Genomic DNA, 26,171 nt, shown 5'->3' on the forward strand with positions numbered 1-26,171 from the left:
GAAGCCTGGGTGGCCAAGCCTCCGGGCTACCGCATGGCTGCCGTCCCTCAACGCATCGGCGATCACGTCCTCGTAGACGCTCAAAATCCGTTGAACCGACGGAGGCCGCCATCGTTCCGACTATCCGCCGACTCGCGCCTGGAATGAGGCGCCTGCAGGTGGTCGGCACGGCATCAGATATCGAACGGAACAGCATCTTGGCTGAGATCAGCGCGTCACGGATCAAGGAAGGCACCCCCAGCATCCTCGGGGCCAGCTGGGACGGCCAGGGCACCAATTTCGCCCTTTTCTCCGCCAATGCCACGAAGGTGGAGGTCTGCCTGTTCGACAGCACGGGCAAGCGCGAGGTCGCGCGCGTCGAGCTGCCGGAATACACGAACCAGATCTATCACGGCTACCTGCCCGATGTGGCGCCCGGCACCTTCTATGGCTACCGCGTCCACGGCCCTTATGAGCCCGAGGCTGGCCACCGCTTCAATCCGAACAAGCTCCTGCTGGACCCCTATGCCCGCGCCCATGCCGGCGAGTTGGAATGGAATCCCGCCGTCTTCGGCTATCAGATGGAGAGTGGCGACGACCTGACCTTCGACGAGCGCGACAGTGCCCGCTTCATGCCGAAATGCGTGGTGGTGGACCCTAATTTCGACTGGCAGGGCGAACCCGGCCGCCGGTTCGTCCCATGGGACCATACCATCACCTACGAGACCCATGTGAAGGGCTTCACGAAGCGCCACCCGAAAGTGCCCGAGAACCTGCGCGGCACCTATGCCGGCCTCGGCCAGAAGGAGGTGGTGAACTACATCAAGTCCCTCGGCGTCACCTCGGTGGAGTTGCTGCCGGTCCACACCTTCATCAACGATGACTTCCTGCTGCAGAAGGGCCTGACCAACTACTGGGGCTACAACACGATCGGCTTCTTCGCGCCCGACCCGCGCTATGCCTCAGACGTGCCGAACAGCCTGCGCGAGTTCAAGGAGATGGTGGCCCGGTTCCACGAGGCCGGCCTCGAGGTGATCCTTGACGTGGTCTATAACCACACTGCCGAGGGCAATGAGAAGGGCGCCACCCTTTCCTTCAAGGGCATCGACAACGCCAGCTACTACCGGCTGATGCCGGACCAGAAGCGCTATTACGTGAACGACACCGGCACTGGAAACACGGTCAATCTTTCCCATCCCCGCGTCATCCAGATGGTGGCGGACAGCCTGCGCTACTGGGTGCAGGAGATGCATGTCGATGGCTTCCGCTTCGACCTCGGCACCATTCTGGCGCGCGAGCCGCACGGCTTTGACGAGCAGAGCGGCTTCCTGAAGGTCAGCCAACAGGACCCCGTGCTACAGACCGTGAAGCTGATCGCCGAGCCCTGGGATTGCGGCCCGGGCGGATACCAGGTGGGTGGTTTCCCGCCGGGCTGGGCCGAGTGGAACGACAGCTTCCGCGACACAGTGCGCGATTTCTGGCGCGGCGAGGCCACAGCCAAGGCTCTCGCCCCGCGCCTCTGCGCCTCGGGCGACAAGTTCAACCACAGTGGCCGCCGCGCCTGGGCCTCGGTGAACTTTATCACCGCGCATGACGGCTTCACGCTGAACGACACCGTCACCTATAACGATAAGCACAACGAGGCGAATGGCGAGGAAAACAAGGACGGCCATTCCGACAACCGCTCGTGGAACTGCGGCGTGGAAGGCCCGACAGAGGACGAGGAGATCAATGCCCTGCGCACCCGCCAGATGCGCAACATGCTCTCCACCCTCATCCTCTCCCAGGGCACGCCGATGCTCCTGGCTGGTGACGAGTTTGGCCGCACCCAGGGCGGCAACAACAACGCCTACTGCCAGGACAACGAGATCAGCTGGCTGGACTGGAATATCGAGGAAAAGGGCCAAGCCCTCATCCGCTTCACCCAGAAGCTGACGGGGCTGCGCCACAAATACCCGATCCTCCGTCGCACCCGCTTCCTCACCGGCGAGTATAACGAGGAACTGGGCGTCCGCGATGTCACCTGGATCAACGCCAATGGCGGCGAGATGCAGCCAGCAGACTGGGACGACTCCAACACCCGTTGCTTCGGCATGATTATGGACGGCCGTGCCCAGGTCACCGGCATCCGCAAGCGCGGCCAGGATGCCACGCTGCTGATGGTGGTCAATGGTTGGCACGATGTGGTCGGCTTCACCTTGCCAGAGGCGCCGGGCGGCAAAGGCTGGGAGCTGCTGGCCGACACCAATCTGCCGGAGGATGCGGAGCACGCCGCCTTCGAGTTTGGTACCGTCTATCAGGCCACCGGCCGCTCTGTGCTGCTCTTCCTGCTGGAACCAGAGACAGCCTGACGAAGCAGGTCGGTCCGCCCCTTGCGGGCGGACCGCTGCCGCTGTCAGTGGTGACTACCGAGCATGGCCGAGAGCCGCCGCCGAAGGGCGTTGAACTCCGGTGAGGTCGGGTCGCGAGGCCGGGCCAAGGGCACCGGCTCGTCTGACACGATCCGACCAGGGCCGGGAGACATGACGAGGATGCGATCCGCGAGCAGGATCGCCTCCTCGATCGCATGGGTCACGAAAAGGATGGTCAGCCGGTTCCTGGCCCAGATCTCCAGTAGCTCGGCCTGGAGGTTCTCGCGGGTCATAGCGTCCAGTGCGCCAAAGGGCTCGTCCATCAGGACCACTTCGGCATCATTGGCCAGCACGCGGGCGATGGCGACGCGCTGCTTCATCCCGCCGGAGAGCTGGTGGGGATAGGCGTCGCGGAAGCGGTCAAGGCCGACCATGGCGGTGAAGCGCTCGGCCGTCTTCGCCACCTCGGCCCGGCCGGCGCCACGGGCGGCGGGGCCGAAGCCGATATTCTGGGCGACGGTGAGCCAGGGGAAGAGACCGTAATCCTGGAACACCATGCCGCGTTCCGGCCCCGGGCCGTCGACAGGCTTGCCCCACATGTTCAGCCTGCCCTCGCTTGGCGTCTCAAAGCCCGCGATCATCCGCAGCAGGGTGGACTTGCCGCAGCCTGAAGGACCGATAAGGCAGACGAACTCGCCCTTGCGGATTGCCAGGTCCGCCGAGGCGAGTGCGGTCACCGCCCTGCCCTGGAACTCGAAATTCTTGGTCACGCCATTGATGGAGAGGATGGGCAGTTCAGCCATGCTGGGGGCTCCAGCGCAGCAGCCGCTGGCCGACCCGCTGCACAATCCGGTCGGACACAAAGCCGAGCACGCCGATCACGGCCATGCCGGAAATGACGATGTCGGTGCGGGAAAGTTGACGCGCCTCCATGATGATGGCTCCGAGGCCGGTCTGAACACCTGTCATCTCCCCCACGACAATCACCACCCAGGCGAAACCGAGGCCGAGCCGCAGCCCGGTAAAGATGGAGGGTAGCGAGGCCGGCAGCACCACCTTCCAGAACAATGCCTGACGGGACACGCCAAGCATCTGTGCCGCCTCGAAGAGCCGTGGCTCCACGTTGCGCACACCGAAAACCGTGTTCAGCAGAATCGGGAAGAAGGCGCCGAGAAAGACCAGGAAAAAGGCCGAGCGTGGCCCCAGGCCGAAGACGATCATGGAGAGCGGCAGCCAGGCCGTGACCGGAATAGGCCGCAGGATCTGCAGGAACGGGTCCAGCAGTTCCCGCACCACCCGGATCCGGCCGATCATCATGCCGAGCGGCAGCGCCACCAGCGCCGCCAGGCCGAAGCCGCCATAGACGCGGACGAGGCTAGCCAGGATATGGGTCAGCAGCGTCGCGCTGAAGGCGTCATCCCACACCCCGCCGAAGGCGAGGTCCCAAAGCTGGACCGCGACATCGGCGGGCGGAGGAATCAGGCTGTAGGGGCGGCCGGCCGTTGCCAGATACCAAGCGAGCAGCCCCGCCAAGGGCACCATTGCTGCCAGTGCCGCCTGGCGCGCGGAGGCCGCGCGCCCGGTGCCATTGCTCATGCCGAAATGCTCACGCTGCGGAGCGCGCCAGTTCGTCGGAGAAGCGCGTTTCGAAGAAGGCGCCGAAATCCGGCGCGGCACGGATCTGACGCAGGGAGAGCATGTGCTCCGCATAGGTCTTGGAGGACTGGATCATGGCCGGCGTCATCTGCCAGTTCAGGTCCACATTCCTGATGCTGATCTCCAGCGCGTCGCGGCGCATGCCGAGCTTCTGGACGGCCATCTCGATCGTCTCTTTCGGATGGGCCATGCCGTACTCGCTGGCCTGGCGGTGCACCTGCAGCATGGCGCGCACGAGATCCGGCTTATTCCTCACCATGTCCGCATGGGTGGCGAAGATCATGTTCAGCGCGCCCATGGGGGTGGAATAGGGATATTCCAGCAGCTTGCCGGCGCCGCTGGCGATGCTCAGCCCCGGGCCGGGCTCGGCGCCGACATAGGCGTCCACATCGCCACGTGCGAGCACGATCGGCATCTCGTTGAAGGAGACGCGGACGGATTGCACGTCCCGGATGGTCATACCTTCCATCCGCAACCGCTCCAGGAAGAAGACCTCCTGGGTAGAACCAGGCCAGATGCCAACCCGCCTGCCGCGCAGGTCGGAAAACTTTGTGAGGTTCAGCTCGCTTTTCGCAATGATCGCCATACCCTTGTCGCAGCAGGATCCGACCACCACCACCGGCTCCCGCGCTGCAGCACCGAGGATGGCGGCAGCAATCCCGAAGACCCCGAAATCGACCGAACCCGTGACGACGGCGTTCTTACCCTCGGTCGGGCTCTCGAACGGGATCACCTCCACTTTCATCCCGGCCGGCGTGAATCGCTCATAGAAATGCGGCGAGATGGAGTGGATGAGCTTCAGCGCGCCCATCTTTACCGTGGTTCCGGCGGCCGTCCCCTGGGCCCGCGCCAGATAAGGGGCGGCCAGGAGGCTGGCACCAATCCCAGTCAGCAGGGTGCGACGATGCGTCATCATGGAAGGGTTCTCCGGGGCAGTTGAAGAACTGTAAGCAAGCCTCAGGCCGCGAATAATTTCGGCCCCGGGCCGCGTTCACCACAGAGCGGTCCTTCCGCGCCCGACAGGGCGATCTGGGCTTGGCTCCCCACCGAGAAAGCGTTGTGCAAGGGCGAAGAAGCCACAACGCATTTCCGGCATGCAAATTTTCCGCTCGAAAACTTCAGCCAGAACTCGCGTTGTGGTTGAAAAGAGCCAGAGCGAACACAGGATCAAGAGAGGCGGCATCAAAGGGTAAGTGTCCGGGATGCTGCCCGCGAAGGGGGAGGGCGTCATGGCCACAGCAGGCCCGTCCGGTATGGAAGTTGTTGTTGCAGTGTTCCGGGAAGGCCTTGAGCAGCTTTCCGAGCGGCATCCCCTGCCTGAAGAGGCGGCAAGGAACGCCGAGGCTTTGCGCCAGCTTCTGCTTGAGGCGCTGGCGACCGGGCCATTCGGCGCGGCGCCGGTCACACAGATGCGGCACCGCGCCATCATCGCCGCCGCCTTCGAGATTGCCCTCGCTGAAGCCCAGAGTGAATGGGGCCTTTCCCTCAAGGAGGATCCGAGGAGCGGAGACGCTGCTGGGACAGGTCTGCCGAGGCGTCCCAGCCCCCTCATGCATCCCTAGGTTCCGTCGGCGGAGATCGGTGACTTCGAACAAGCGCGACGCGCCAGTAGGCGATCGTGCCGAATTGACGAGCTAAACTGGTCTAGATTCCAGCTTCTGCCTGTCACCTCGTTCTGCAACATGCGAGGAAGCCAGCCGCTCTCAGGCGGCACGGCTTCAGGCTGTTCGGAGGTGGACATGACAACAGGGTTTTCCCTGGATATGAGCGCACTGGAACGGGCATGCCGTAAGGCCATCGAGCTCCAACTCGCCGCGATTCCAGACCCCGCCGATCACGCGACGGCGCTCGAACGCATCAGGAATCAGCTCACGCTGGTCCTTCAACATGCCCCTCTTGGCCCGGATCCGGTGGGTGAAATCATCCAGCGTGCCCGACTGGCCGCCACGCTGGAGGAGACGATCCAGACTATGCTGGCGGCGCGCCACGCCGAGAGGTGAGGCGCTCACCTTACGCGCCGCGACAGCCCGGCCCCGGGATGGGGCGGCCGGCCTTGCTCAGGCGAAGTCGCGCGGGCGGATGCCGGCGTGGAAATACGTAATCATTGAATAGATGTCATAGACAGGTCGGCTGACCGCGCGCTGCACTGCGGCTGCGTAAGGTGGCATGTTCGTACATTCCAGCACGATCGCGCCCACCTCCGGGTGCCGCGCCACGAGGCGCTGCGCGGCCTCCACGACATCCCGCTCGGCCAGATCGACGTCCATATCGTCCTTCTCGGCCTTGATGAGTACGCGAAAAAACTCGCGACCGCTCTCCGTTCCTTCGATTGGAATATCAAGGGGCACACCGACGGCCTCCAGGTGCCGGGGCGTCAGCGTGGCGGCGGAGACTGTGACGAGGCCGACGCGCTGGCCCGGCGGCAGCATGGCCTGAACCCAGGGCACCTGCATCAGGCTGCTGGTGGCGACTGGCACGCCAACATGCGCCGCCAATTCCTTCTGAAAGAGGGAGAGAAAGCCGCAATTGGTGGTGATCGCCTCGGCACCCAGGGAGACGAGGTCAGCAGCGGCGTCCAGGAAGTTCTGCAGCAGCCCGTTGGCGCCCTTCAGCACCACTTTCTCCGGGCTGGCGCCGCGCACGACGCGGTAGAGCACAGGGAACGACCAGGTGCCGCCATTGCCCATATCGCCATGGATACGGGGAAAGCGTGCTTCCAGCATCAGGATGCCGAGCGGCGCGCCGTAGATCGCCTTTCCACCGCGCGCAACGCCGCGGCGAGTAGAGGGGGTGGTGATCGCGGTCATGGCTCACTCCGTCGCAGGCTTGCGGACCATAGGTCGTTCCTGCCCGGGCGGGGAGAGCGGGATCAGCCGGTCTTGGCCCGCCGTTCCCGTTCCGGCCGCGCCACGGCTACCAGGGCCGAGGCGGGTTCGGGTCCCACGCGACGGATGCGGTGCGGCAGGTGCCCGGGGAACTGGGCGCAGTCACCCGGCTCCAGCACGAAGCCGCGATCGGCGAAGCGCAGCTCGATCGTTCCGTGCAGCACGAAGAACAGCTCCTCCCCTGCGTGCTCGGCATGGCCATCGGCGCTGAACTCGGCGGCTGGGTGCAGGATGAAAGCCTCCAGCGCGGCGCCGTCGCGGCTCAGCGCCTCGATACCATGGGCGCTGGCGCCGGCATCCGCGAGGGGAAGACGGTCCGGCGCGCGGGTGACGCGCACGGCGTGTTCGGCCAGGCGCTCGCCGAACAGCTCGGCCACCGGCACCTCCAGCGCCTCGGACAGGCGCAGGACAGTGGCGATGGAGGGGTTCTTCAGCCCGCGCTCAAGCCGGGAGATGTAGCCCTTGTCCAGGCCGGTCAGCTCCGCCAGCCCGTCCAGCGTCATCTCGCGCTCTTGCCGCAGCACGCGGAGACGGGCGCCCAGCTCGGCGCGACGCGATGCGTCGCGCCCGGCGGAGGGCTTCCGATCGGTGGCGCTCATGCCTCGAGGACGAGCGTTTGGGAGGCGCAGCTGGCGACGCAGGCCATGAGATGGGTGCCGCGTTCGGCCGGAGACAGCACGCGGTCCCGGTGGATGGGCTCGCCCTCCAGCCAGCGGACCTTGCAGGCGCCGCAGATGCCGCCCTCGCAGGAGGCATCGACCTTGGCGCCCATGGCCCGCAGCGCCACCAGCATGCTGCCGCCAGCCGGAACATCAGCCGAGGTGCCGCTGTTCCGTAAGACAAGGGTGTAGGACCGGGCCGCGGGGTCGGGGGGCAGCACCGGCGGCACGAAGTGCTCCGCGCGTGCGGTTCCGGCGGGCCAGGCCGCGGTCGCATGCTCGAAGGCGTCAATCATCAGCACCGGCCCGCAGCAATAGGCCTGCAGGCCGGGGGCATAGGGGCCAAGCAAGGCGTCGAGGGTGGGGCGGGGCTGCACGCTCGTGTCATGCGCGACGGCGCGGCCCGTTTCAATCCATGGAGCGAGATCGTCCGGGCATGGCAGGGCGCCCCGGTGCAACACATGAAGGACCCAGTCCGCCCCCGCACGCTCCAGCACCGGCGCCATGGCGAGGAAGGGCGTCACGCCGATGCCGCCGGCGATCATGACGTGGCGCGCCGCCCCCTCCGCCAGCGGAAAGGTGCAGCGGGGCATGGAGGCAGCCACAGGATCACCCGGCTTCAGCCCATGCACCCAGGCACTGCCGCCGCGCGATTCCGGCTCCAGCTTCACCGCCACAGTCCAGGAATCCTGCACGGCCGGATCGCCGCAGAGGCTATAGGCGCGCGGTCCCAACCCCGGCACATGCAGGTCCAGATGCGCGCCGGGCTTTACGCGTGGCAGCGGCCAGCCATCCGGGTCCCGCAGCGTGACACGCAAGATGCCCGGGCCCGCAGGACGGGCCTCAGCGACGCGCAATTCGATGTGACGGGCCATCAGGCCGGGCGGATGGCGTCGCCCACGCGCAGGGTGCCGCCTTCCAGGATCTTGCAGTTGAGGCCAGAGCGATGGACCAGCGGGTCAAAGACCGGCTTGCCCAGGATCTCCTCGATATGACGGCAGGGGATCGAGAGGCGCGTCGCCTCCACCAGGCATTCGCCGAGGCGGAAGCGCTGGCCGACCAGATGGTTCAGCGGCACGCCGCGCGTGGTGACGTTGCGGCGATGCTCCTCCGGCAAAATCTCCATTTTGTAGTCGCGCAGGATGGCCTCGAGCACCTCTTCCTCGAACAACGTGACCTGCCGCCCTTCCTCCGGCTTCTCGGAATAGAAGCCGGTCTCCGTACCGATGCGGTAGCGGTCGCCAACAATTCCCTCCCCGGCCACCAGTTCGATCGATTGCTGCGACTGCATAGGCAGGAAGGCCCGGGGGGTGATGTGGAGGTGGGAAACCACGCCGTTCCAGCCAATGGACGCGCTCATTCGTTCTGCTCCAGTTTCAGGCAACTTGTTGCCCATCAGTCCCAAATCTGACCGAATCTTGCCCTGCCGGCAAGGCATGCATGGTGTTGCCCAGGTAGATTCCTGGACAACACAGTGGCACCGGGGTTGCAATGGCCGTGCCTGGACCAGCCAGGAGACCACCCGATGCGTCGTCGTTACCTCATGGCCGCCGGTGCCGCGGCGCCAGCCCTCGCCCTGCCCGGCCTTGCCACCCCGGCGCTGGCCCAGGCCGCGCCTGAAATCCGCTGGCGCATGACCAGCTCCTTCACCAAGGTGCTCGACGTCACCTACTCCACCGGGGAGTACTTCGCGCGCCTCGTCTCCGACATGACAGACGGCCGTTTCCGCATCACCCCCTTCGCGGCGGGCGAGATCGTGCCGGGGCTGCAGGCGCTGGATGCGGTGACACAGAACAGCGTGGAACTGGCCCATACGGGCGGGCTGTTCTTCACGGGCAAGGATCCGGCCTTCGCCTTCACCACCACTGTGCCCTTCATGCTGAACCCACGCCAGCAGGCGGCCTGGATGTATCATGGCGGCGGCAACGACATGATCAACCGCCTGCTGAAGGAGTACAATGTCTATGGCCTGCCGCTCGGCAATACCGGCAACCAGATGGGCGGCTGGTTCCGCAAGGAGATCAAGAGCGTTGCGGACCTGAACGGGTTGAAGTTCCGCGTCGCGGGACTGGCCGGCAATGTAATGGCGAAGCTGGGCGTCGTGCCCCAGCAGATTGCGCCCGGCGACATCTACCCGGCGTTGGAACGCGGCACGATCGACGGGGTGGAGTATATCGGTCCCTATGACGACTCGAAGCTCGGCTTCGAGAAGGTCGCGAAATACTATTATTTCCCGGGCTGGGGCGAAGGCGGCGCCGTCTTCCACGCCTTCATCAACCTGGACCGCTGGAACGAACTGCCGAAATCCTACCAAGCCGTGCTCACCGCGGCCTCCGGCGCCGCGACGCAGTGGATGCTCGCGCAATATGACTGGAAGAATGTGGAGGCACTTTACCGGCTCGTCGCCAGTGGCACCCAGCTCCGCTCCTTCCCCAACGAGGTGCTGGACGCCCTCCATCGCACCACGCAGGAGGTCTTCTCCGAAATGTCGGCGCAGAGCCCGCGCTTCAAGGAGTTGCTGGAAAGCCAGGTGGCCTTCCGCGACCGCTCCTTCGGCTATCACCAGGTGGCGGACTACTCCTTCGACAGCATGATGCTGCGCCTGCGGAGGGCCGGGCGGTGAGGCGGCGCGGGCTTCTCGCGGCGCCCTTCACCGCAACGCTGCCCTGGCGTCACGCGGCGGCGCAGGATTTCCCCTCGCGGCCCGTGCGGATGCTCGTGCCCTTTGGGGCGGGCGGGATCAGCGATCTGGTGGCCCGCCTCGTTGCGGAAGCGACCGGGCCGCTTCTGGGTCAGCCTGTGGTGGTGGAGAACCGCACCGGCGCGGGTGGCAACATCGCGGCAGAGGCCGCAGCCCGGGCCGCGCCGGATGGGCACACCATCCTGTTCTGCAGCATCGGCATGCTGGCGGTGAACCCGATCATCTACCGCCGCATTCCGTTCGATCCGGCGAGGGACTTCTCCAGCGTGGCGCCGCTGGCCAACACGCCGCATGTGCTGGTGGTGCGCCCCGGACTGCTGCCAGAGGGTGCGGGCCTGAAGGAGTTGCTGGCGATGGCGCGTGCGAAGCCGGGCGCGCTGAACTGGAGCACGGCCGGTGCGGGCAGCTCTCCGCACCAGACCCTCGCCTTGCTGCAATCGCTGGGCGGGGTGGAGCTGACGGCGGTGCATTACCGATCCGGCGCCGCCGGGGTGCAGGCCGTGCTGAGCGGTGAGGTGGCCGCGACGGCCGAGGCGACACCGGTAGTCGTGGAGCATATCCGGGCCGGTACGCTGCGCGCCCTGGTGGCCGCGACGCCGGAGCGGCTGGCGCTGCTGCCGGATCTGCCAAGCGCCGCCGAGACCGGGATGCCCGGCCTGGTGAACGGTTCCGCCGCCGGAATCGTGGTGCCTCGCGCGACGCCTGAGCCGCTGCGCGCCGCGCTGGAGAAGGCCTTCACCAGGGCGATGGCCTCGCCCGAGCTCAAAGCGAAGCTGGCCGCCCAGGGCACGGTGGTGCTGGAGGGCGGCGCGACCGGCTTCGACGCGCTGGTGGCTGCCGAGGCCGCGCGCTGGCGCAACGTGCTGGCGGGAATGACGCTGGACTGAGCCCCACCGCCCGGGCGGCCCGTTAGTGGGCCGCCCGAAGCGCCTGTAGAATCGCGATAATCCGGCGGTCGCGTGCTTGCGACAGTTCGGCGATGGAGCGGCCGCCGGCTTCGTCCTGCACCCCCTCGATGATCCTGCCCTGCAGTTCGGGCGTCATCCGCGGGTCACCCAGATCCGCCCAGAACTCCTCGAAAGGCCCGAGCAGATGGGCCAGGAAATGCTCCATGCCGCCCTGCCCGCCCCCGAGATGGAAGGTCATGTGCGGCCCGAAGACCGGCCAGCGCAGCCCCGGGCCATAGGTTACCGCGGCGTCGATATCGGCCACGCTGGCCACGCCTTCGGCGACCAGATGAATCGCTTCCCGCCAAAGGGCGGCCTGGAGGCGGTTCGCGACATGGCCGCGCACCTCCTTATGCAGCCGGATCGGCTGTTTGCCGACCGAACGATAGAAGTCGATCGCGCGCTCGATCACCTCAGGCGCGGTGCGCTCGCCTCCCACCACCTCGACCAGGGGAATGAGATGCGGTGGATTGAAGGGATGACCAATCACGCAGCGCTCGGGATGCCTGCATTCCGACTGAACCCGGCTCATCAGCAGGCCCGAGGAGCTGGAAGCGATGATCACCTCCGGCGGAAGCAGCGCATCCATCTCGGCGAAAAGCCGGGTCTTCATCTCCTCCCGCTCCGGGCCGTTTTCCTGGACGAAGTCAGCACCGGCCAGGGCGGCCTTGAGGTTCGGCTCGAACCGGGCCTGTTCCGGTAGGGCGCCGACCGTCACCAGCCCCAGCTGCTCCAGGGCGGGCCAGGCCTGGGCAACGGACTGGCGGAGCAGAACTTCGGCCCCAGGCGCTGGATCGGTGACCACCACTTCGAAGCCACGCGCCAGGTAGAAGGCGGCCCAGCTCGCGCCGATAGTCCCGGCACCGACGATGGCGATCTTTCCAATGGGCATGCCGCGTCTCCCCAGCCTGTTCCGGCCAAGGTTACGCCGACGGAGGAATGTGCCTAGCCCAGAGCCCTTTCCCAATAGCGCAGGCTGGTTGGGTTGATGGGCCGGCCGGCTGCCTCGTTTCGCGCCGTGATCTTGGCGTGGAAGGCGGCCGCGGCTTCATGGCCGAGCAGGTTGCGCGTGGCCGCGATGATCCGGCTGATGCGCAGATGGTTGTGGTCGTGTCCGGTCAGCCAGTGATCTGTCTCGGCATAGAAGCGCGCCATGCGCGCCAGCCCAGCCCGGAAGCCCTCCAGCGCCTGTGGATCGCCGCGAATGGCGGCGGCCTCGTCCGGCCCCAGCACCGGCGCGCCGGGCACGGCGAGGCTCGGCTCGGCCAGAGGAAAGAGCCACTGGATGAAATCGTGCACGCCCTCGATCCGGTCATTGCCGAAGGCCAGTACGTCACCCAGGCGGCGCCCGCGGCCGTCCCGCCCCTCGCCGCGCAGAAAGGCATGGATGGGGTCAGGCATGGTGGCATCTCCTCGGTGCTGCGCGGAGAACGCGCAGCACGCCGTGGCGTCGCGTGGCCTGACATCCGGCAGGTGGGGCTGAGCGCGCCCTGCTTCAGCCTCTCCGGCTCACCGCCGCGTCAGGCACCAACGAGTAGGTCCGGCGGCTCTCGCCGATGCGAGACGGCATACTGGAAGAAATCGACACGACGGCTGTCATAGAGGGTTACGGAGGAACCGCCCCCGGCATGGCCGGAAAAATGCTCGGCCGTGCCGTGATCATAGCCCTCGAAGGCCACGTCGCTGCTGAGACGAAGGTCAATTCTCTCCCGACCGTCGATCTGGATACCATCGGGACCGGGGCGCGCATGAAGGCCGGAGGCGACATCCAGAAAGCCAAATTCTGTTGGCTCGATCTCGAAGGCCTCTCCCGTCCCCAGGGAATGCACGAGGACGGGGCAGCGACCGGACCGGCGACGATGCGCCTCGACGGCGATGATCCGCCGGATGTTGGAATTCATCCCTGTCGTCCCCTTCGCAGCCGGCCAAGCATATCCGTCCATCAGGCGCGTCCAGCGCCCAACACGGCGACGGCATCCAACTCCACCAGCAGCTCGGGCGCGACGAGGGCGTTCACGCCCACCAGGGTCGAACAGGGCATGGGATCGGAGAAGAATTCCCGCCGCACCGCGCTGACCGCCGCCCGGTCCTCGATGCGCGTGAGATAGAAGGTCAGCTTCACGATATCAGCCGCGGTGCCGCCGGCCGCCTCGACCAGCGCAATCACCTTACGGAAGCTCTGGCGCGTCTGGTCCTGCGGGCTGCCATCACCGAGCAAGCCGCCGCCCGGCGCGCCCGCATGCTGGCCGGAGATATGGACCGTATCCCCGACCACAAGACACTGAGAGAAGATCCCTCCCGGCGGCTCGGGCACCGCCGGAGTGATTACCTTGCGAATGGGCACGTGGTTCAAGCCTTGCCCGCGGCCCGCAGCTCCGTCAGCTGCTTGCGCGCGACCTGCGCCAGATGGCGGCGCAAGCGGATCAGGCCCGCATCATGCTGGTAGAGCATCTCGAACTTCTCCAGGCCCGGCCGGCAGCCCTGCAGCATCTCGCGGTCCTGCTCCAGCACATGCCAGTGCCGCGGCTCCATGCGGGTGCGGTATAGGAAGCGCCAGACATCGCGCTGCCAGCCCTGCACCTTGCGGACGCGCCAGAAGAAGCAGGCCGTCCAGTTCTCGTCGATGGGGCAGCCGAAGGAGATGATGCCGAAATTGCCGCCCGGGCCGCCGGAGGGCGGATAGGGGATTTCGAGACGGACATAGAGCGCGTTGTCGTCGACCAGCTCGGACCAATCGAAATTGACGTCGCGCTGGTCGGCCTTCTCGAAGATGAAGCCCTTCTCCGTGTCGCGCGTGATGAAGTGGGCCTCGGTGTCGCCCTGATACATGGTATGGGAGTTCGCGTGCAGGAACGTCCCGTGCATCGGGTCCATGTTGTTGTCGTAGAGGTAGCGCCAGAACATCTCCCAGTCGGCGTAGCAGAGGATGGCCTCGTACTCGCCGCCCGCCAGCTGCGGCGGCGGGATGAAGGGCTCGGGCTCCTCATGCAGCGCATCACCGAACCAGACGAAAACGGCGCCGGCGACCTCCTGGGAATGATAGGTCTTGACGGCCTTCTTGCCTTCCAGCGGGCAGCCGGGCTGGCCGGGTACGCTGAGCACGGTGCCGTCGGGGCCGACCTCCACGCCGTGATAGTTGCAGCGAATGCGGTCGCCCTCGTTCAGCCCGCGGGAGAGCGGGACGGCACGGTGCGGACAGCGGTCTGCCTGCACGCGGATGGTGCCGCCATGGTCGCGCCACAGCACGATCTTCTCGCCCAGCCGTGTCAAACCCACGGGCTTGCCGCCGGTCTGCACCATGCGGGAGGGCAGCACCGGCCACCAGCGATTGCGGATGCCAAGCAGCAGGTAATCGCGGATCTCCGCCTCGGTCACCGGCGCGATGCTGCCGGGTTCGGCGGCGCGGGCGGGACGGTTCAGGGTGGTCGCGCTCATGACATCAGGCTCCCAGCTCATGAATCAGGGCCTTGAAGTTCTCGGGCGTCCAGGGGCCACCCGTAGGCAGGCGAACGCGCGAACGGTTGAGCGCGCCGACGAGGTCCTCTAACTCCCAATGCCCTTTCGCGAAGGCAGCCTCGATGGTGTCCGCCAAGTCGGACTCCCAGTCCGTCATCGGACGCGAGAGAGTCTGGCGCGCCTCCAGATAGGGAAACTGATAGGTGTTGTTCACGACACCTTCTCCTCTCGCTTGGCCTTCCACTCGCGCGTCAATCGCTCCCGCACGGGAACGAAGTCATAGGTCGGGAAGAACTCGGTGGAGAACACGCCCCAGGCGGAGCGCTCGATCTCGATATTCACCTTGTTCAGCAGATGTGGCGGCAGCCGTAGCGTCACGATCTGGCCCAGGCCCATGGCGACGGTCCAACTGACGATCTCGCAGCCCTCAGGCGGAAAGCGCTCCCACCAGGCGCGCTCAGCCAGCGTGCCCTGGATGCTGTCGATGTTCTGGGACTGATCATGCTTGAGAAAGATCGTCAGCATGATCTTCGGTTCGTCGGTCATGATCTCGCTCACAGATCCAGCACCAGCCGCGCTGATTGGGCGCGGGAGACGCAGCACATCATGGTCTGGTTCGCAGCGCGCTCGGCGGAGGAGAGAATGCTGTCGCGGTGGTCCACTTCTCCCTCCAGCACCGGAACCTCGCAGGTGCCGCAGATGCCCTGCTCGCAGGAGCAGGGGACCTCAACACCGGCCTCCTGCAACACCTGCAGCACGCTGCGATCGGACGGCACGGTGACTGTTATCCCGCTCCGGGAACATTCCACCTCGAAGGTATCGGCCCCCTCGCCCTCGGGCCGGGCACGCGGCGTGAACCATTCGAAGCGAACGCTGCCCTCAGGCCAGGCGGCCGTGGCATCCTCCACGGCCAGCATCAGGCGCTCCGGGCCGCAACAGTACAGCAGCGTGTTCGCCTGGGCCTCGCGCAAATGGACGGCTACGTCGAGCCGTGTTCCCTCCTCGCTGGCATGGACCGAAACTTCGCCACGCCCGTTGCGGGCGGCGAGCGCACGAGCTTCCCGTAGGAAGGGCGCATCTGCGGATCGCGGCGCGCAGAGAAGCAGGGACCAGGGTACGCCGGCCTCACTCGCCGCGCGCATCATCGGAAGCAGCGGTGTGATGCCAATTCCACCGGCGACGAAAAGGTAGCGTGGCGCAGCATCGAAGGCGAAATTGTTGCGCGGAAAGCCAAGAGTGACCACCACGCCAGGGCGCAGATCGCCGCGATGCACGAAACGGGAGGCGCGCCCCCCCTTCACGTCGCGCACGGCGATCCGGTAGGTGTGCCGGTCCGTCGGATCTCCGCAAAGCGAATACTGGCGGATCGTGCCATCGGGCAGATGCAGGTCGAGATGCGCACCCGGCTCGAAGGGTGGCAGTTCGCGCCCGTCGACCGCCTCGAAATCGAGAGAGAGCACGCCCGGCGCTTCATAGGTCATGCGGCGCAGCAGGGCAGGAAAAGTCTGGGGGGCGCCCGGCGTCATAGCGCTCTGCGCCCCAGGGAAGATGGCGTTCATGTCGCGAGCCCGGCCCCGGCACGGGGCAGTTCAGAGGTGCCGACGTGGAGAATTCTGCCGCCTCGGTCTTTCCGCCTCAGGACCAGGCGGCCGACGAACGGGGTGCTTTTCCACATTCCCGTCATTAGCGGACGCTACCCGCCGCGCCGGCAGGCGGGCCGGCGAAGCTCTCGGCGAAGGGACCGATGGAGGTCATGTCCACCTCCAGCACGCATGGCCCTTCCTTGGCCAAGGCGCGGTCCAGCGCAGCCTCAAAATGCTCGATTTGAGAGACCCTCTCATGCGGCAGGCGGATGGATTGACAGAGCAGGCCGAAATCGGGCGTCAGCAGATCGGCATAGTGGCGACGGCCTTGATACTGGGCATCCTGGATATTGCGGATCACGCCATAGCCGCCGTCATTCATCAGGATGAACACCGCATTTGCGCCCATATCGGCGGCCGTTGCCAGTTCGCCGATCATCAGCATGGCTCCGCCATCACCCACCAGCGCGACCGTCTTCGCGGGCTCCCCGGCCATGGAGGCGCCGATGGCCATGGCAATGCCCTGGCCAATGCCGCCGCCCAGCGCATGCACGCCAAGATGCGGCGCAGCGATCTGCACATAGCGGTTGCCGAAGGTGCTGTTGGAAAGGGTGACATCGCGCACGAAGGGATGACGGCCCACCGGCACGCGGGCCAGCAGCGCATCCGCAACCACCTGGTACGGGCCAAGCGCCACCCGCAGCGCACCTTCCGAGGTCGCTCGGGCAATGGCGACGTCGTGCAGAAAGGCCGGATCGGTCGCGAGCGTTGCAGGAAGGCGCTCCAGCAGCCCTTCCAGCACGAGGCGGGCATCGCCGGCGATGAACATATCCACGGGGTAGTTGCGACCGGCCTGGGTGGGCTCGGCATCCACCTGAACCAACGGCCTGGGCAGGGGCATGGCGTTGTTGCGCGTCTCATTCCCGCGCAGGCGGGAGCCGACGACGATCATCAGGTCGGAGCGGTCATAAAGATCCTGGGCCGCCGGCGTCATGTTGAAGGCGCCGAGCGAACGGGGGTGGTCCTCGGGCACCACCGCACGGCCCTGGGTGCTGGTGACGGCCGCGAAGCCGCGGTTCACGAGAGCCGTCGCAGCCTCCGCAGCCCCGCGCGAACCGCCGCCGAGCCAAAGCATCGGGCGCTCAGCGCGAAGCACCATTTCCGCCAGTGCGTCGAGCTGCGCGGGGTCGGGCTGCAGCGGGGCGATATGGCAGCGGGCCGGTGCGGCACGGCCCGGCACCTTCACACGCTGCACATCCACGGGGAATTCAATGGTTACCGGACCGGTCGGAGCGGTCATGGCGGCACGAGCGGCGGCGAGAAGCGCGTCCACCGCACCAGCCGGCTCCCACACGCGGATATAGGACTTGCTGATGGCCTTCAGCATGTCCGGCTGGCGCGGCACATCATGAATAGCGGCGCGGTCGCGGTCCATGAAGGCGCGATCGATGGTGGTGGTGATATGCAGCACGGGGGAGCCAGCCGTTAACGCCTCCACCTGCGATCCGGCGGCATTGCCCGCGCCAGTGCCGGTGGAGGTGATGACGACGCCCAGGCCACGCGAGACACGCGCATGAGCATCGGCCATGTTCATCGCGCCCGCCTCGCCGCGGGCAGGAACGAAGCGGATGCGGCCCTGGCGCGCGATGGCATCCAGGATCGGCATGTTGTGGATGGAGATCACCCCGAAGGCATGGGTGACACCGAGATCCGCCAGGGCGCGTGCGACCAGATCGCCCACCGGCTCCTCGGTTGTCTGGCGCGTCGCGGCGAGCGGCGAATGATCCATGATCTGTCTCGTCAGATGTGCCGCGACACGCCGCCCGAAACCTCAAGGCTGGCGCCGGTGACATAGCTCGCCGCCGGCGAGCCGAGGAAAAGGATGGCCCGCGCCGGTTCCTCCGGCAGGCCAAGGCGGCCGAGCGGAATACCCTTCTTGCGGGCCAGATCGCCGAACCACTCCTCGCGCGTCTGGGACGGGTTGGCGCGTGCCTCGAAGCGCCGCTGCCACTGGCCGGAGTCCACGAGGCCGAGAAGGATGGAATTCACGCGGATGGCCGGCGCGAACTCGGTCGCGAGCGATTTCATCAGGCTCTGCACGCCCGCACGCGCGGCCGAGGTGCAGACCATATGCGGTTCCGGCTGAAGCGCGAGGAGCGAGTTCACGCCGACGATCGCCGGTGCCTCGGCCCGCTCCAGCAGCGGGCGGAAGGCGCGCAATGGTAGGATCTGGGAGAAGAACTTGAGTTCCAGCTCATCCCGCCAGGCCTCGTCCGTGGTTTCCTCAAAGGTGGAGACGCGGCCCTGGCCCGCATTGTTCACCAGGAGGTGCAGCGCGCCACCGCCCCATTCGGCAACGGCATCGGCGAAGGCCTGGACCTCCGCCTTGTTCAGCACGTCGCAGCGCAGGGCCAGCAGGCGGCCACCAGCATCCAGGGATGCGCGCGCCGCCTCCAGCCGTCCCTCATCGCGGCCGCAGATAGCGACGCGTGCGCCCTCTTCCAGCAGCAGCCGGGCGGTGGCGAGGCCGATGCCGGAGGTGCCACCGGTGACGACGGCGATGCGACCCTGATAACCCAGATCCATTGCGATCAGCCCGCCGTCTGCCAGCCGGCATCGGGGCGGCCGGCCATGACGGTGCGCATGGCTGGCGTGGGCGGACCGGCGGTCATCCAGGTGTCCATCTTCTCCGGCACGTCGCGCGGCCAGACCTCGGGCTGGTGCGACGCTTCCTCGATCTGGTGCACCTCGGAGGTGAACTCGATGACAAAGCCAGAGGGGGAGACGAAATAGGCAAAGGGGTTGTTACCGGGGCCATGGCGCCCGGGGCCCCAGGCCGGCGCCTGGCCCATGGTCTTCATCCGGCCAATGCCACGCATGAAGCTGTCAATGGACGGCATCTCGAAGGCGACATGATTCGCCGAGGAATACTGGGCGCGGTTCAGGGCCAGACAATGGTGGTCGCTGAAGGCGGCATCCGTCGCGCAGCGCAGGAATACCATCATGTCCGCGGAATAGTCGGTGATGCGGAAGCCCAGATGCTGCTGGTACCAGTCGCTGAGCGCCTCCATACCCGGCGTGTTCAGCACGATATGGGAAACCTTGCGCGGCATGGCGCGGGCGTCATCCGTGTCGGCATGCCCGGCCACATCGGCGGCGAAGCGCAGACGGCGCCCCTCCGGATCCAGGGCAGTGAAGCCGTAGCCACCGCCGGGGGTGGAAAGCTCCCCTGGCACACCGCTGACGGGGATGCCTTCGGCCACGAGTTGCCTGTGCAGGCCGCTCACGCGCTCACGGCTCCTCATGCCGAAATTGATGTAGTCGATCCCGAAATCGCGGTCCTCGCGCAGCGCGTAGATCCAGTGCTCCGGCCCGGTGCCGCGAAAATAAGTCGTGCCATCATTGCCCTGGGCGACCATGCGGAGGCCCCAGTTCGTCTCGTAGAAGCCCTTCGTGGCCGTGGCGCCTGGCGCGCGCATGGCGATGCCCCGCAGGAAGTCGACCGATATCCGCTCGCTCATGCCACCACCTCAGCTCGTGTCTGGTTCGAAGGAGTTGCCGGGCCGACCCAGCCCAGCCGCCGGGAGATCTCTTCAGCCGCCTCTCGCACCGCGCGCCCGATCCGCTCCCTCCGCGCGGGATCGTTGAAGGTAGCGGTTTGGCCGCTGACATTCAGTGCCGCGACCGGCACGCCCGAGGCATCGAAGATGGCAGCGGCGACCGAACTGATCCCCACCTCGAAGAAGCCGTCACTCCAGGCCAGGCCCTGGGCGCGATCCTCTGCCAGCCGTGCATGCAGCTGTTGCATCGTGACCGGGGTATGCGAAGTGCTGGCCGGCAGAGAACTCGCGCCGAAAATTTCACGCACACGCTGGGGCGGCAGATAGGCCAGGATGATGCGCCCCATCACCGCCGCATGGGCCGGAAGCCGGCTGCCCACGCGGATATTGCTGACATAGGGCACCTGCTCCGGCGTACGGCGGACGACATAGACGACCTCCAGCCCGTCCAGCACGCCGAGATGGGCGGAAAGCCCCAAGGCCTCCGCCAGCCTCGTGATGATGGGCACGGCCGTCTGCACGAGATCCTGCGAGAAGAAGGACTGGGCCGCGAGGCCGATCAGACCCAGTCCGATACGCCAGCCCTGGCCGGGCCCGCCGGATTCGATGAAGCGCTCCGCCTCCAAAGTGGTCAGCAGGCGCAGTAGCGTGGTGCGGTTGATGCCCAGCGCACGGGCCGTCGCGGCCATGTTGGTGACCCGATCCCCCTCCGCGATGTGGCGAAGCAGACGCGCCGCGCGCTGCACGGGCGGGGAGAGATAGGTAGAGTCGCCTGCCTCACCCAACTGGTTTTCCCGGAGGGTATCAGGCAAGCAGCGCCTCCTTGAGCAGCGCAGCGATCGCCTGGGGCAGCTCCTGTGGCAGGGCGTGGCCGGCGCCCGGCAGCTCCGCCAAGCGGATGCCGGCCGGCAGGGCGGCGAAGAGACGGCGGGCATTGTCGGGCGGAGTGACCACATCCTCCAACCCCGTGGCGACCAGCACGGGCATTGTGAGGCGCGCCGCATCGGCCAGCAGGTCACCGGCGCCCAGGGCATGCACGGCCTGAGCGTAGCCGGCGGGCTTCACCGCGGCCATGGCGCGGCGCACGTCCTCCAGCACGCCGGGACTATTGGCGGCGTCGTGGACCAGGCGCGCGGCCCGGCGCGCGGCGAACTGCTCCGGCCCCAGTGCCTCCAGGTCGTCGATCCGGGCCTGGACCTTGGGCGGCAATGGCCCCGCTGTGATACCATAGCCCAGCGCAGGAGACATCAGCGCCAGCCGCGCCACGCGGCCAGGATGGCTGGCGGCAAAGCGCGCGGCGAACAGACAACCGAGCGAGTGGCCCGCGAGCAGAATCCGTTCCTGCCCAAGCTCATGCAGTACCCGCTCCAGCGCGGAGGCGTAGTCGTCAGGGGTCGGCGCCCTAGGGGCAACGGGGGCCGAGCTGCCATATCCCGGCGCATCCCAGGCCCAGATCGCGGGCCCAGGCGGCAAGGCTTCCATCAGCCGCGCCCAGCTGCCCGCATTGCTGCCAATACCGTGCAGCAAGATCAGCGGAAGACCCTTTCCCGTACCAGGACGGTGGAGCAGCGAGATGCCGGCGGCCTGTATCCGCGCAAGAGATTGAGTGGTGATCACGTAAAGACAAATCCTGCATCGACCGGCAGCACCTGCCCGGTCAGGGCCAACGCACCAGGGGTCAGCAGGAAGACCACCGTGTCCGTGATGTCCTCCGCTACCTGCGGGCCTGGCACGGCACGGCCGGTTTCGTAGAGGCGGTGGCGCTCCGCCGGCACATAATCCGTCGCCTCGCCCCGCATGATGCCGGGGGCAATGGCGGTAATGCCGATACCGCGTGGCCCCAGTTCCCGCGCCAGGGAACGGGTCATGGAGATCACCGCGCCCTTGCTGGCGGTATAGGCGAGCAATCGCGGCGCACCCCAGAGGGCGGTGTCAGAGGCAAGATTGACAATGCGGCCGTCCGACATCAGCGGCACCATGGCCCGCGTCACCAGCCAGGTGCCGCGCACATTCACGCGCATTACCCGGTCCCAGGTGTCAATCTCGATGGCATCGAATTCCGGGCCGCCGATGCCAGTGGCAATGGCGGCGTTGTTCACCAGACCTTGGATGCTGCCTTCATGGGCCGCCACATCCTCTGCGAAGGCCTCGATCGCCGCAGGATCGGCAAGATCCAGCGGCACGGCGCGAACCGCGTGGCCCATCGCCGTGATCTCGGAAGCAGTTTCGGCCAGGCGTTCAGCCAGGATGTCGGCCAGAACCAACCGCGCCCCCGCGGCCACGCAGGCCAGGGCGATGCTGCGCCCCACGCCACGGGCCGCGCCCGTCACGACGACGGTGCGGCCCGCCAGGAGTTGCGGAGCGGGATTCGCCGCCATGCTCCCCGCCCCCGCGCTCATTGGGCGATCCGCGGCAGGTAATGCAGGATGCGCGCCTCGGCCGCCGCCACGATCCAGTAGAGCACGCTGCCGATGACGGTCAGCAGCACGATGGCATCGAAGACCATCGCGGTGTTGGCCTGCCCCTCCCCATAGGTGATGAGGTAGCCCAGGCCGGTGCTGCCGCCGACCAGCTCGCCCACGGTCACGCCGATCACAGCCAGCGTCGCCCCGATCCGCAGCCCGGCCAGCAGGTTGGGCATCGAGGCCGGGAAGAGGATCTTCCAGAAGATCTGCGCCCGGGTCATGGAATAGGCCCGGGCAAGATTCACCAGGTCCCGGTCTGCCGTCCGCATGGACTGCAGCACGTTCACCAGGATCGGGAAGAAGACCACGAGCACGGTGACGATGAGCTTCGGCCAGGCATTATAGCCGAACCACATGATGAAGAGCGGCGCGAAGGCCACCTTCGGCGCGATCTGCAGCGCCAGGATGTAGGGCGACAGCACCTTCTCCGCCATGGGAGAAAGGCCGAGCGCATAGCCGAAGACAGCCCCCAGCAGGCCGCCCACGAAAAAGCCGAGGAGCGTCATGCTGGCCGTGGAGATCAGGTGGTCCAGCAGCCCCTCGAAGCGCCACATCCGCGCCATCTCCTGCGCCATGTCGCTGATGGTGGGGATGATGAAGCGCGGAACGCCAAGGGCGGGCGGCAGGAATTCCCACACCAGCAGTACCACCAGGGCAACAAGGATCATCGCAGCCGGAAGGGCCAGCGCTCCCCATGGAAACCGCTGCGCCTCGGTGCCAAGCGGCGCGACAGCCGGAACTGGCCCCGGCCTGACCGCCATGTCAGATGAAATCATTGCTGTACAGGTCCCGAACCGGAACGGCGTCCTGGATCACGCCATTGTCCATGTAGAACTTCTGGATGGTCTGCAGCCGCGCAGGGTCGAACTTGCCGAGCTCCACGTTGCTCTGCGGTGGATAGACCTGGGTGACATAGCGGCGGAGGATGCGCTCCATCTCCGCCTCCTTGCCGGACTGCTGCGGCACGGCCTTGCAGAAGTCGCGCGCTGCGGAGGCGGGGTCCTCCATGCAGGCCTTCACGCCCTTCATGATGCCGCGCACCACGCCGCGCACGGCGGCCGGGCGGGCCTGTGCCATCCGGTCGGAGGTCAGCACGGCCTGCGCCATGGCCGGAAAGACCTGCTGCAGAGGGTGATAGTCCAGCGCGGTGCCGGCGGTCTCTATATTGTCGGCCCAGTCCGGCGTCGCGGTGATGCCGTCCAGATTGCCGGAGACCATGAGCTGCACCATGCCCGCAGGACCGACCGCCTGGATCTGCACGTCGCTCTTCGAGATGCCGCTGCCGGCCAGGGCACCGAGCAGCGCATAGTAGCCCGTATCCTGATAAGCAATCACGCCGATCTTCTTGCCGCGCAGATCGGCCAAGGACTTGATGTTGCGGTCCTTGCGCGTGGCGACCTGATAGAGCGAGCCACCGCCGAGCAGCGCCACGGCCCGCACCGGCAGCCCGTTCGCGCGCACGATCATCGACGTATCGCCGCTGCCGCCGCCGATCTCGGCATTGCCCAGCGCCACCTGCTTCGCGACATCAGCGCCGCCGCGGCCGAGCTGGTAGGTGACCTCGACGCCCTCCTGCGTGAAATAACCGCGCAATTGGGCGAGGTGGTGCGGCACAAAGGCCGGAAGAAAGGGGGGAGCCGGAAAAAGATAGGTCACCTTCTCCGCCGCGGAGGCCGGACGAATCGCTGCCCCCAGACCGGCTGCGAGGGCCGCGCCGCCAAGCGCGCGCCTGGTGAGAAAGGTCATGCTGTTCGTCCTTCCGGTCAGCCGTTTGCCATGCACGCGCTCAAGCCTCGCGCTCGGCGAGGTGAAGCGACTGGAAGAGATGCGCGATCGCCTCGCGCGCCCGCGGCAGGGCTTGGCGGGCGATCGGGTCGTCGCGATGCGGCAGGTCGAGGGTCATCTCCTCGACAATCCGGCCCGGCCTCTCGCTCATAACCAGGATGCGGTCGGACATGGCGACTGCCTCGGTCAGGTCATGCGTGATCAGCAGGGTGGTAACACCAGAGCTGCTGATGGTTCGTGCGAAAGAGCGCTGGAGCAGCAGCTTTGTCTGCGCATCAAGGGCGGAGAAGGGCTCGTCCAGCAGCACCACATCCGGCTCGATCGCCAGCGTCCGCGCCAGTGCTGCGCGCTGGCGCATGCCGCCCGAGAGCTGGAAGGGGTAGTGATGCGCGAAATCCTGAAGGCGGCAGCGGGCCAGTTCCCGCAGGGCGCGCTCGCGTCGCTCGGTGCGGCCGATGGGGCGCGCCTCCAGGCCGAACTCCACGTTGCGCACAATGGTTCGCCAGGGCAGCAGCAGATCCTTCTGCAGCATGAAGCCCACCTGCATGTTCGGCCCCGAGACAGGTTTGCCGGACAGTGCAATGCGGCCTTCGGTCGGGCGGTCCAGCCCGGCCACGAGATTCAGCACCGTGCTCTTGCCGCAGCCCGAGGGGCCGACGATGGCGACGAATTCGCCCTTCCGAACCTTGAAGGAGAGGTCTTCCACGGCTGTGAAGGGAGTCGTGGTCCGGGTCGCGAAGCACTTGGTCACCCCGTCGAAGTCAAGGACATCCGGCGGCACATGCTTCGATGCGTGCGCCACTCGGTCGTCAGCCGGCCGATCAACGGGGGAAACGCTCTGGAGCACCGGGGCATTATCCGTTCAAATGTGAACTTTGTGTTCACTGTTGGAAGAGTGATGCGGACTGGTTCCGACGTCAAAGAGAATCTTTTGGCCGGGGACAGTCATCACCCAAGCGAATACCGGGCCATTGCCCCACCGGGCGGCAGCATCACCCAGGAGTCAGGCAGTCGTGGTCAGGCTTCGCATCGGACGCCACGGTGGACACCAGGGCGCAACCGCGCCCCGGCGCCGGTCGGATCAGAGACCCGACTGGATGTTGCGGCTGCGGATCACCTCGGCCCAGGTCGCCGTCTCCCGCCGGATACGGGCCTCGAACTCCGCCAGGCCCTCATCCGTAACCGTCAGTCCCTGAGCCTCCAGCGCGGACTTGGTTGTGGGCGCGTGCAGCACCTGCCGGATCGCCGTGTAGATCGCCGTCAGCGTGGCATCCGGCGTCGCGCGCGGGGCAAGCAGCCCGTACCAAGAGGTGATGTCGAGCCCCCCCACGCCCGCCTCCTCCAGCGTCGGAATCTCCGGCGCGGTCTGGGACCGGGCAGCGGTGGTAAGGGCCAAGGCACGCACCTGCCCGGCGCGGATCGCCGTCAGCACTGCCGGCAGATTGGTGAAGAGAAGTTGGACATTGCCGGAGATCACATCGGCCACGGCCTGGCTCGACCCCTTATAGGGAACGTGCAGCATCTGCATGCCGGTCTTCTGCGCCAGCAATTCGCCAGCCAGATGAAGCTGGCTTCCTACGCCGGGCGATGCGTAGGTTACGCCGTCGCGCTGGGTCTTCGCGTAGGCGATCAGCTCCGCCACGTTCTTCACGGTTAGGTTGGGCGCGCAGACGATCACGTTGGGCGCGGTGGCCAGCAGGCTGACCGGCGCGAAGTCCCGCTCCACATCGAAGGGCAGGTTCTGCATCAGGGTCGGGTTGATCGTCAGATTCCCGGCAGGTACCAGCAGTAGCGTGTTGCCGTCTGGCGCCGCACGGCGCACCGCATCGATCCCGATGTTGCCCTGGGCGCCCACCTTGTTGTCGACAACAGTGGTCTGGCCGTTACCAGCCTGGATACCCTGCGCGATCACTCGCGCCAGCACATCCACCGGACCGCCCGGCGTGAAGGGCGCGACGATGGTCACGGGCTTGGCCGGCCAAGCCTCTGCGGCGTGCAGGCCGCCGGGAAAGGCCACGCCCAGAGTGCTGACGCCGAAGCCGGCCAGGGCACTGCGCCGGCTGATAGGGCGATGAAAGGGGGTCATGAGGATCCTCATTAGGCTGTGGCATTCCGTGCGGACGTTTCGTTGTGAGTGGGCGCAA

General features: G+C 66.7%; 30 protein-coding genes. 5 read left to right on the forward strand and 25 right to left on the reverse strand.

The features are described from left to right. Window positions 1-206 precede the first annotated feature (206 nt). Entirely contained in the window at window positions 207-2,330 is a 2,124-nt protein-coding gene (gene glgX / locus ACO1BU_RS09485; RefSeq protein ID WP_424135757.1) for a glycogen debranching protein GlgX, read from the forward strand. A 44-nt stretch (window positions 2,331-2,374) separates the two neighbouring features. Here the strand turns inward: glgX and ACO1BU_RS09490 are convergent, their stop codons facing one another. The 3 genes from ACO1BU_RS09490 to ACO1BU_RS09500 are packed head-to-tail and all read right to left on the reverse strand — an operon-like array spanning window position 2,375 to window position 4,902. After that, window positions 2,375-3,133: an ABC transporter ATP-binding protein gene (locus ACO1BU_RS09490; RefSeq protein WP_424135689.1), complete on the reverse strand. Its 759-nt coding sequence runs from the start codon at window positions 3,131-3,133 to the stop codon at window positions 2,375-2,377. Beyond that, complete coding sequence (locus ACO1BU_RS09495) at window positions 3,126-3,926, reverse strand: ABC transporter permease (RefSeq protein WP_424135690.1); 801 nt, start codon at window positions 3,924-3,926, stop codon at window positions 3,126-3,128. Before ACO1BU_RS09495 ends, ACO1BU_RS09490 begins: the two co-directional genes overlap by 8 nt. Before the next feature lie 10 nt (window positions 3,927-3,936). Continuing rightward, window positions 3,937-4,902 (reverse strand): ABC transporter substrate-binding protein, encoded by a 966-nt coding sequence (locus ACO1BU_RS09500; RefSeq protein WP_424135691.1) that lies wholly within the window; start codon window positions 4,900-4,902, stop codon window positions 3,937-3,939. Window positions 4,903-5,215: 313 nt separating this feature from the next. Here ACO1BU_RS09500 and ACO1BU_RS09505 point away from each other — a divergent pair, with 313 nt between their 5' ends. Continuing rightward, on the forward strand, window positions 5,216-5,548 hold the full coding sequence (locus ACO1BU_RS09505) for a hypothetical protein (protein ID WP_424135692.1): 333 nt from the start codon (window positions 5,216-5,218) through the stop codon (window positions 5,546-5,548). A 171-nt stretch (window positions 5,549-5,719) separates the two neighbouring features. Further along, complete coding sequence (locus ACO1BU_RS09510) at window positions 5,720-5,986, forward strand: hypothetical protein (protein ID WP_424135693.1); 267 nt, start codon at window positions 5,720-5,722, stop codon at window positions 5,984-5,986. A gap of 57 nt (window positions 5,987-6,043) precedes the next feature. Here the strand turns inward: ACO1BU_RS09510 and ACO1BU_RS09515 are convergent, their stop codons facing one another. The 4 genes from ACO1BU_RS09515 to ACO1BU_RS09530 all read right to left on the reverse strand — a co-directional run bounded on the left by ACO1BU_RS09515 (window position 6,044) and on the right by ACO1BU_RS09530 (window position 8,890). Then, window positions 6,044-6,793: an aspartate/glutamate racemase family protein gene (locus tag ACO1BU_RS09515; RefSeq protein WP_424135694.1), complete on the reverse strand. Its 750-nt coding sequence runs from the start codon at window positions 6,791-6,793 to the stop codon at window positions 6,044-6,046. A 62-nt stretch (window positions 6,794-6,855) separates the two neighbouring features. After that, window positions 6,856-7,470, reverse strand: coding sequence for a helix-turn-helix domain-containing protein (locus ACO1BU_RS09520; RefSeq protein ID WP_424135695.1), 615 nt, complete (start codon window positions 7,468-7,470; stop codon window positions 6,856-6,858). Then, window positions 7,467-8,405 carry a PDR/VanB family oxidoreductase gene (locus ACO1BU_RS09525; RefSeq protein ID WP_424135696.1) on the reverse strand — a complete coding sequence of 313 codons (939 nt, stop codon included), beginning with the start codon at window positions 8,403-8,405 and terminating at the stop codon, window positions 7,467-7,469. Before ACO1BU_RS09525 ends, ACO1BU_RS09520 begins: the two co-directional genes overlap by 4 nt. After that, window positions 8,405-8,890 carry an MOSC domain-containing protein gene (locus ACO1BU_RS09530; protein ID WP_424135697.1) on the reverse strand — a complete coding sequence of 162 codons (486 nt, stop codon included), beginning with the start codon at window positions 8,888-8,890 and terminating at the stop codon, window positions 8,405-8,407. Before ACO1BU_RS09530 ends, ACO1BU_RS09525 begins: the two co-directional genes overlap by 1 nt. 165 nt (window positions 8,891-9,055) lie before the next feature. On the opposite strand from ACO1BU_RS09530, the gene ACO1BU_RS09535 reads away from it, so the two are divergent. Together ACO1BU_RS09535 and ACO1BU_RS09540 are read left to right on the forward strand one after the other, a co-directional pair. Beyond that, entirely contained in the window at window positions 9,056-10,153 is a 1,098-nt protein-coding gene (locus tag ACO1BU_RS09535) for a TRAP transporter substrate-binding protein (RefSeq protein ID WP_424135698.1), read from the forward strand. After that, on the forward strand, window positions 10,150-11,118 hold the full coding sequence (locus ACO1BU_RS09540; protein ID WP_424135699.1) for a Bug family tripartite tricarboxylate transporter substrate binding protein: 969 nt from the start codon (window positions 10,150-10,152) through the stop codon (window positions 11,116-11,118). Before ACO1BU_RS09535 ends, ACO1BU_RS09540 begins: the two co-directional genes overlap by 4 nt. Window positions 11,119-11,140: 22 nt before the next feature. Here ACO1BU_RS09540 and ACO1BU_RS09545 read toward each other — a convergent pair whose 3' ends face one another. The 18 genes from ACO1BU_RS09545 to ACO1BU_RS09630 all read right to left on the reverse strand — a co-directional run bounded on the left by ACO1BU_RS09545 (window position 11,141) and on the right by ACO1BU_RS09630 (window position 26,113). Further along, window positions 11,141-12,070, reverse strand: coding sequence for a 3-hydroxyacyl-CoA dehydrogenase NAD-binding domain-containing protein (locus tag ACO1BU_RS09545; RefSeq protein WP_424135700.1), 930 nt, complete (start codon window positions 12,068-12,070; stop codon window positions 11,141-11,143). Between the two features lie 53 nt (window positions 12,071-12,123). Then, window positions 12,124-12,579: an opioid growth factor receptor-related protein gene (locus ACO1BU_RS09550; protein ID WP_424135701.1), complete on the reverse strand. Its 456-nt coding sequence runs from the start codon at window positions 12,577-12,579 to the stop codon at window positions 12,124-12,126. Between the two features lie 119 nt (window positions 12,580-12,698). After that, the gene (locus ACO1BU_RS09555) at window positions 12,699-13,079 is read right to left on the reverse strand and encodes a hypothetical protein (RefSeq protein ID WP_424135702.1); all 381 of its coding nucleotides are present in this window, start codon (window positions 13,077-13,079) and stop codon (window positions 12,699-12,701) included. A 41-nt stretch (window positions 13,080-13,120) separates the two neighbouring features. Beyond that, on the reverse strand, window positions 13,121-13,522 hold the full coding sequence (locus tag ACO1BU_RS09560; RefSeq protein WP_424135703.1) for a RidA family protein: 402 nt from the start codon (window positions 13,520-13,522) through the stop codon (window positions 13,121-13,123). Between the two features lie 5 nt (window positions 13,523-13,527). Further along, complete coding sequence (locus ACO1BU_RS09565) at window positions 13,528-14,613, reverse strand: Rieske 2Fe-2S domain-containing protein (RefSeq protein WP_424135704.1); 1,086 nt, start codon at window positions 14,611-14,613, stop codon at window positions 13,528-13,530. A 4-nt stretch (window positions 14,614-14,617) separates the two neighbouring features. Beyond that, a complete protein-coding gene (locus ACO1BU_RS09570) occupies window positions 14,618-14,848 on the reverse strand; it encodes a recombinase-like helix-turn-helix domain-containing protein (protein WP_424135705.1) in 231 nt (76 codons plus the stop codon). After that, window positions 14,845-15,180: a hypothetical protein gene (locus ACO1BU_RS09575; RefSeq protein WP_424135706.1), complete on the reverse strand. Its 336-nt coding sequence runs from the start codon at window positions 15,178-15,180 to the stop codon at window positions 14,845-14,847. Before ACO1BU_RS09575 ends, ACO1BU_RS09570 begins: the two co-directional genes overlap by 4 nt. Window positions 15,181-15,188: 8 nt before the next feature. Next, window positions 15,189-16,193, reverse strand: a complete 1,005-nt coding sequence (locus ACO1BU_RS09580; RefSeq protein WP_424135707.1) for a PDR/VanB family oxidoreductase — start codon at window positions 16,191-16,193, stop codon at window positions 15,189-15,191. 124 nt (window positions 16,194-16,317) lie between these two features. Beyond that, window positions 16,318-18,006, reverse strand: a complete 1,689-nt coding sequence (locus ACO1BU_RS09585; protein WP_424135708.1) for a thiamine pyrophosphate-binding protein — start codon at window positions 18,004-18,006, stop codon at window positions 16,318-16,320. Window positions 18,007-18,017: 11 nt separating this feature from the next. After that, on the reverse strand, window positions 18,018-18,803 hold the full coding sequence (locus ACO1BU_RS09590; RefSeq protein ID WP_424135709.1) for an SDR family oxidoreductase: 786 nt from the start codon (window positions 18,801-18,803) through the stop codon (window positions 18,018-18,020). Window positions 18,804-18,808: 5 nt separating this feature from the next. Continuing rightward, a complete protein-coding gene (locus tag ACO1BU_RS09595; RefSeq protein WP_424135710.1) occupies window positions 18,809-19,738 on the reverse strand; it encodes a VOC family protein in 930 nt (309 codons plus the stop codon). Beyond that, window positions 19,735-20,589 (reverse strand): IclR family transcriptional regulator, encoded by an 855-nt coding sequence (locus ACO1BU_RS09600; RefSeq protein ID WP_424135711.1) that lies wholly within the window; start codon window positions 20,587-20,589, stop codon window positions 19,735-19,737. The genes ACO1BU_RS09595 and ACO1BU_RS09600 overlap by 4 nt, the downstream gene beginning before the upstream one ends. Continuing rightward, on the reverse strand, window positions 20,582-21,394 hold the full coding sequence (locus ACO1BU_RS09605) for an alpha/beta fold hydrolase (RefSeq protein ID WP_424135712.1): 813 nt from the start codon (window positions 21,392-21,394) through the stop codon (window positions 20,582-20,584). The genes ACO1BU_RS09600 and ACO1BU_RS09605 overlap by 8 nt, the downstream gene beginning before the upstream one ends. Then, complete coding sequence (locus ACO1BU_RS09610; RefSeq protein WP_424135713.1) at window positions 21,391-22,155, reverse strand: SDR family oxidoreductase; 765 nt, start codon at window positions 22,153-22,155, stop codon at window positions 21,391-21,393. Before ACO1BU_RS09610 ends, ACO1BU_RS09605 begins: the two co-directional genes overlap by 4 nt. A 17-nt stretch (window positions 22,156-22,172) precedes the next feature. Continuing rightward, on the reverse strand, window positions 22,173-23,003 hold the full coding sequence (locus ACO1BU_RS09615) for an ABC transporter permease (RefSeq protein WP_424135714.1): 831 nt from the start codon (window positions 23,001-23,003) through the stop codon (window positions 22,173-22,175). A 1-nt stretch (window position 23,004) separates the two neighbouring features. Continuing rightward, complete coding sequence (locus ACO1BU_RS09620) at window positions 23,005-23,988, reverse strand: ABC transporter substrate-binding protein (RefSeq protein WP_424135715.1); 984 nt, start codon at window positions 23,986-23,988, stop codon at window positions 23,005-23,007. Window positions 23,989-24,028: 40 nt separating this feature from the next. Further along, window positions 24,029-24,829, reverse strand: coding sequence for an ABC transporter ATP-binding protein (locus ACO1BU_RS09625; protein WP_424135716.1), 801 nt, complete (start codon window positions 24,827-24,829; stop codon window positions 24,029-24,031). 279 nt (window positions 24,830-25,108) lie between these two features. Beyond that, a complete protein-coding gene (locus ACO1BU_RS09630; protein ID WP_424135717.1) occupies window positions 25,109-26,113 on the reverse strand; it encodes a Bug family tripartite tricarboxylate transporter substrate binding protein in 1,005 nt (334 codons plus the stop codon). Window positions 26,114-26,171: the final 58 nt, after the last annotated feature.

This window comes from Roseomonas chloroacetimidivorans (assembly GCF_049629625.1).
Lineage (GTDB): Bacteria > Pseudomonadota > Alphaproteobacteria > Acetobacterales > Acetobacteraceae > Roseomonas > Roseomonas chloroacetimidivorans.

Coding starts and splice junctions, on each gene's coding strand:
- ACO1BU_RS09490 (WP_424135689.1), bottom strand. CDS start 3,133: ATGGCTGAACTGCCCATCCTCTCCATCAATGGCGTGACCAAGAATTTC.
- ACO1BU_RS09495 (WP_424135690.1), bottom strand. CDS start 3,926: ATGAGCAATGGCACCGGGCGCGCGGCCTCCGCGCGCCAGGCGGCACTG.
- ACO1BU_RS09500 (WP_424135691.1), bottom strand. CDS start 4,902: ATGATGACGCATCGTCGCACCCTGCTGACTGGGATTGGTGCCAGCCTC.
- ACO1BU_RS09505 (WP_424135692.1), top strand. CDS start 5,216: ATGGCCACAGCAGGCCCGTCCGGTATGGAAGTTGTTGTTGCAGTGTTC.
- ACO1BU_RS09515 (WP_424135694.1), bottom strand. CDS start 6,793: ATGACCGCGATCACCACCCCCTCTACTCGCCGCGGCGTTGCGCGCGGT.
- ACO1BU_RS09520 (WP_424135695.1), bottom strand. CDS start 7,470: ATGAGCGCCACCGATCGGAAGCCCTCCGCCGGGCGCGACGCATCGCGT.
- ACO1BU_RS09525 (WP_424135696.1), bottom strand. CDS start 8,405: ATGGCCCGTCACATCGAATTGCGCGTCGCTGAGGCCCGTCCTGCGGGC.
- ACO1BU_RS09530 (WP_424135697.1), bottom strand. CDS start 8,890: ATGAGCGCGTCCATTGGCTGGAACGGCGTGGTTTCCCACCTCCACATC.
- ACO1BU_RS09535 (WP_424135698.1), top strand. CDS start 9,056: ATGCGTCGTCGTTACCTCATGGCCGCCGGTGCCGCGGCGCCAGCCCTC.
- ACO1BU_RS09545 (WP_424135700.1), bottom strand. CDS start 12,070: ATGCCCATTGGAAAGATCGCCATCGTCGGTGCCGGGACTATCGGCGCG.
- ACO1BU_RS09550 (WP_424135701.1), bottom strand. CDS start 12,579: ATGCCTGACCCCATCCATGCCTTTCTGCGCGGCGAGGGGCGGGACGGC.
- ACO1BU_RS09555 (WP_424135702.1), bottom strand. CDS start 13,079: ATGAATTCCAACATCCGGCGGATCATCGCCGTCGAGGCGCATCGTCGC.
- ACO1BU_RS09565 (WP_424135704.1), bottom strand. CDS start 14,613: ATGAGCGCGACCACCCTGAACCGTCCCGCCCGCGCCGCCGAACCCGGC.
- ACO1BU_RS09575 (WP_424135706.1), bottom strand. CDS start 15,180: ATGACCGACGAACCGAAGATCATGCTGACGATCTTTCTCAAGCATGAT.
- ACO1BU_RS09580 (WP_424135707.1), bottom strand. CDS start 16,193: ATGAACGCCATCTTCCCTGGGGCGCAGAGCGCTATGACGCCGGGCGCC.
- ACO1BU_RS09585 (WP_424135708.1), bottom strand. CDS start 18,006: ATGGATCATTCGCCGCTCGCCGCGACGCGCCAGACAACCGAGGAGCCG.
- ACO1BU_RS09590 (WP_424135709.1), bottom strand. CDS start 18,803: ATGGATCTGGGTTATCAGGGTCGCATCGCCGTCGTCACCGGTGGCACC.
- ACO1BU_RS09595 (WP_424135710.1), bottom strand. CDS start 19,738: ATGAGCGAGCGGATATCGGTCGACTTCCTGCGGGGCATCGCCATGCGC.
- ACO1BU_RS09610 (WP_424135713.1), bottom strand. CDS start 22,155: ATGGCGGCGAATCCCGCTCCGCAACTCCTGGCGGGCCGCACCGTCGTC.
- ACO1BU_RS09615 (WP_424135714.1), bottom strand. CDS start 23,003: ATGGCGGTCAGGCCGGGGCCAGTTCCGGCTGTCGCGCCGCTTGGCACC.
- ACO1BU_RS09620 (WP_424135715.1), bottom strand. CDS start 23,988: ATGACCTTTCTCACCAGGCGCGCGCTTGGCGGCGCGGCCCTCGCAGCC.
- ACO1BU_RS09630 (WP_424135717.1), bottom strand. CDS start 26,113: ATGACCCCCTTTCATCGCCCTATCAGCCGGCGCAGTGCCCTGGCCGGC.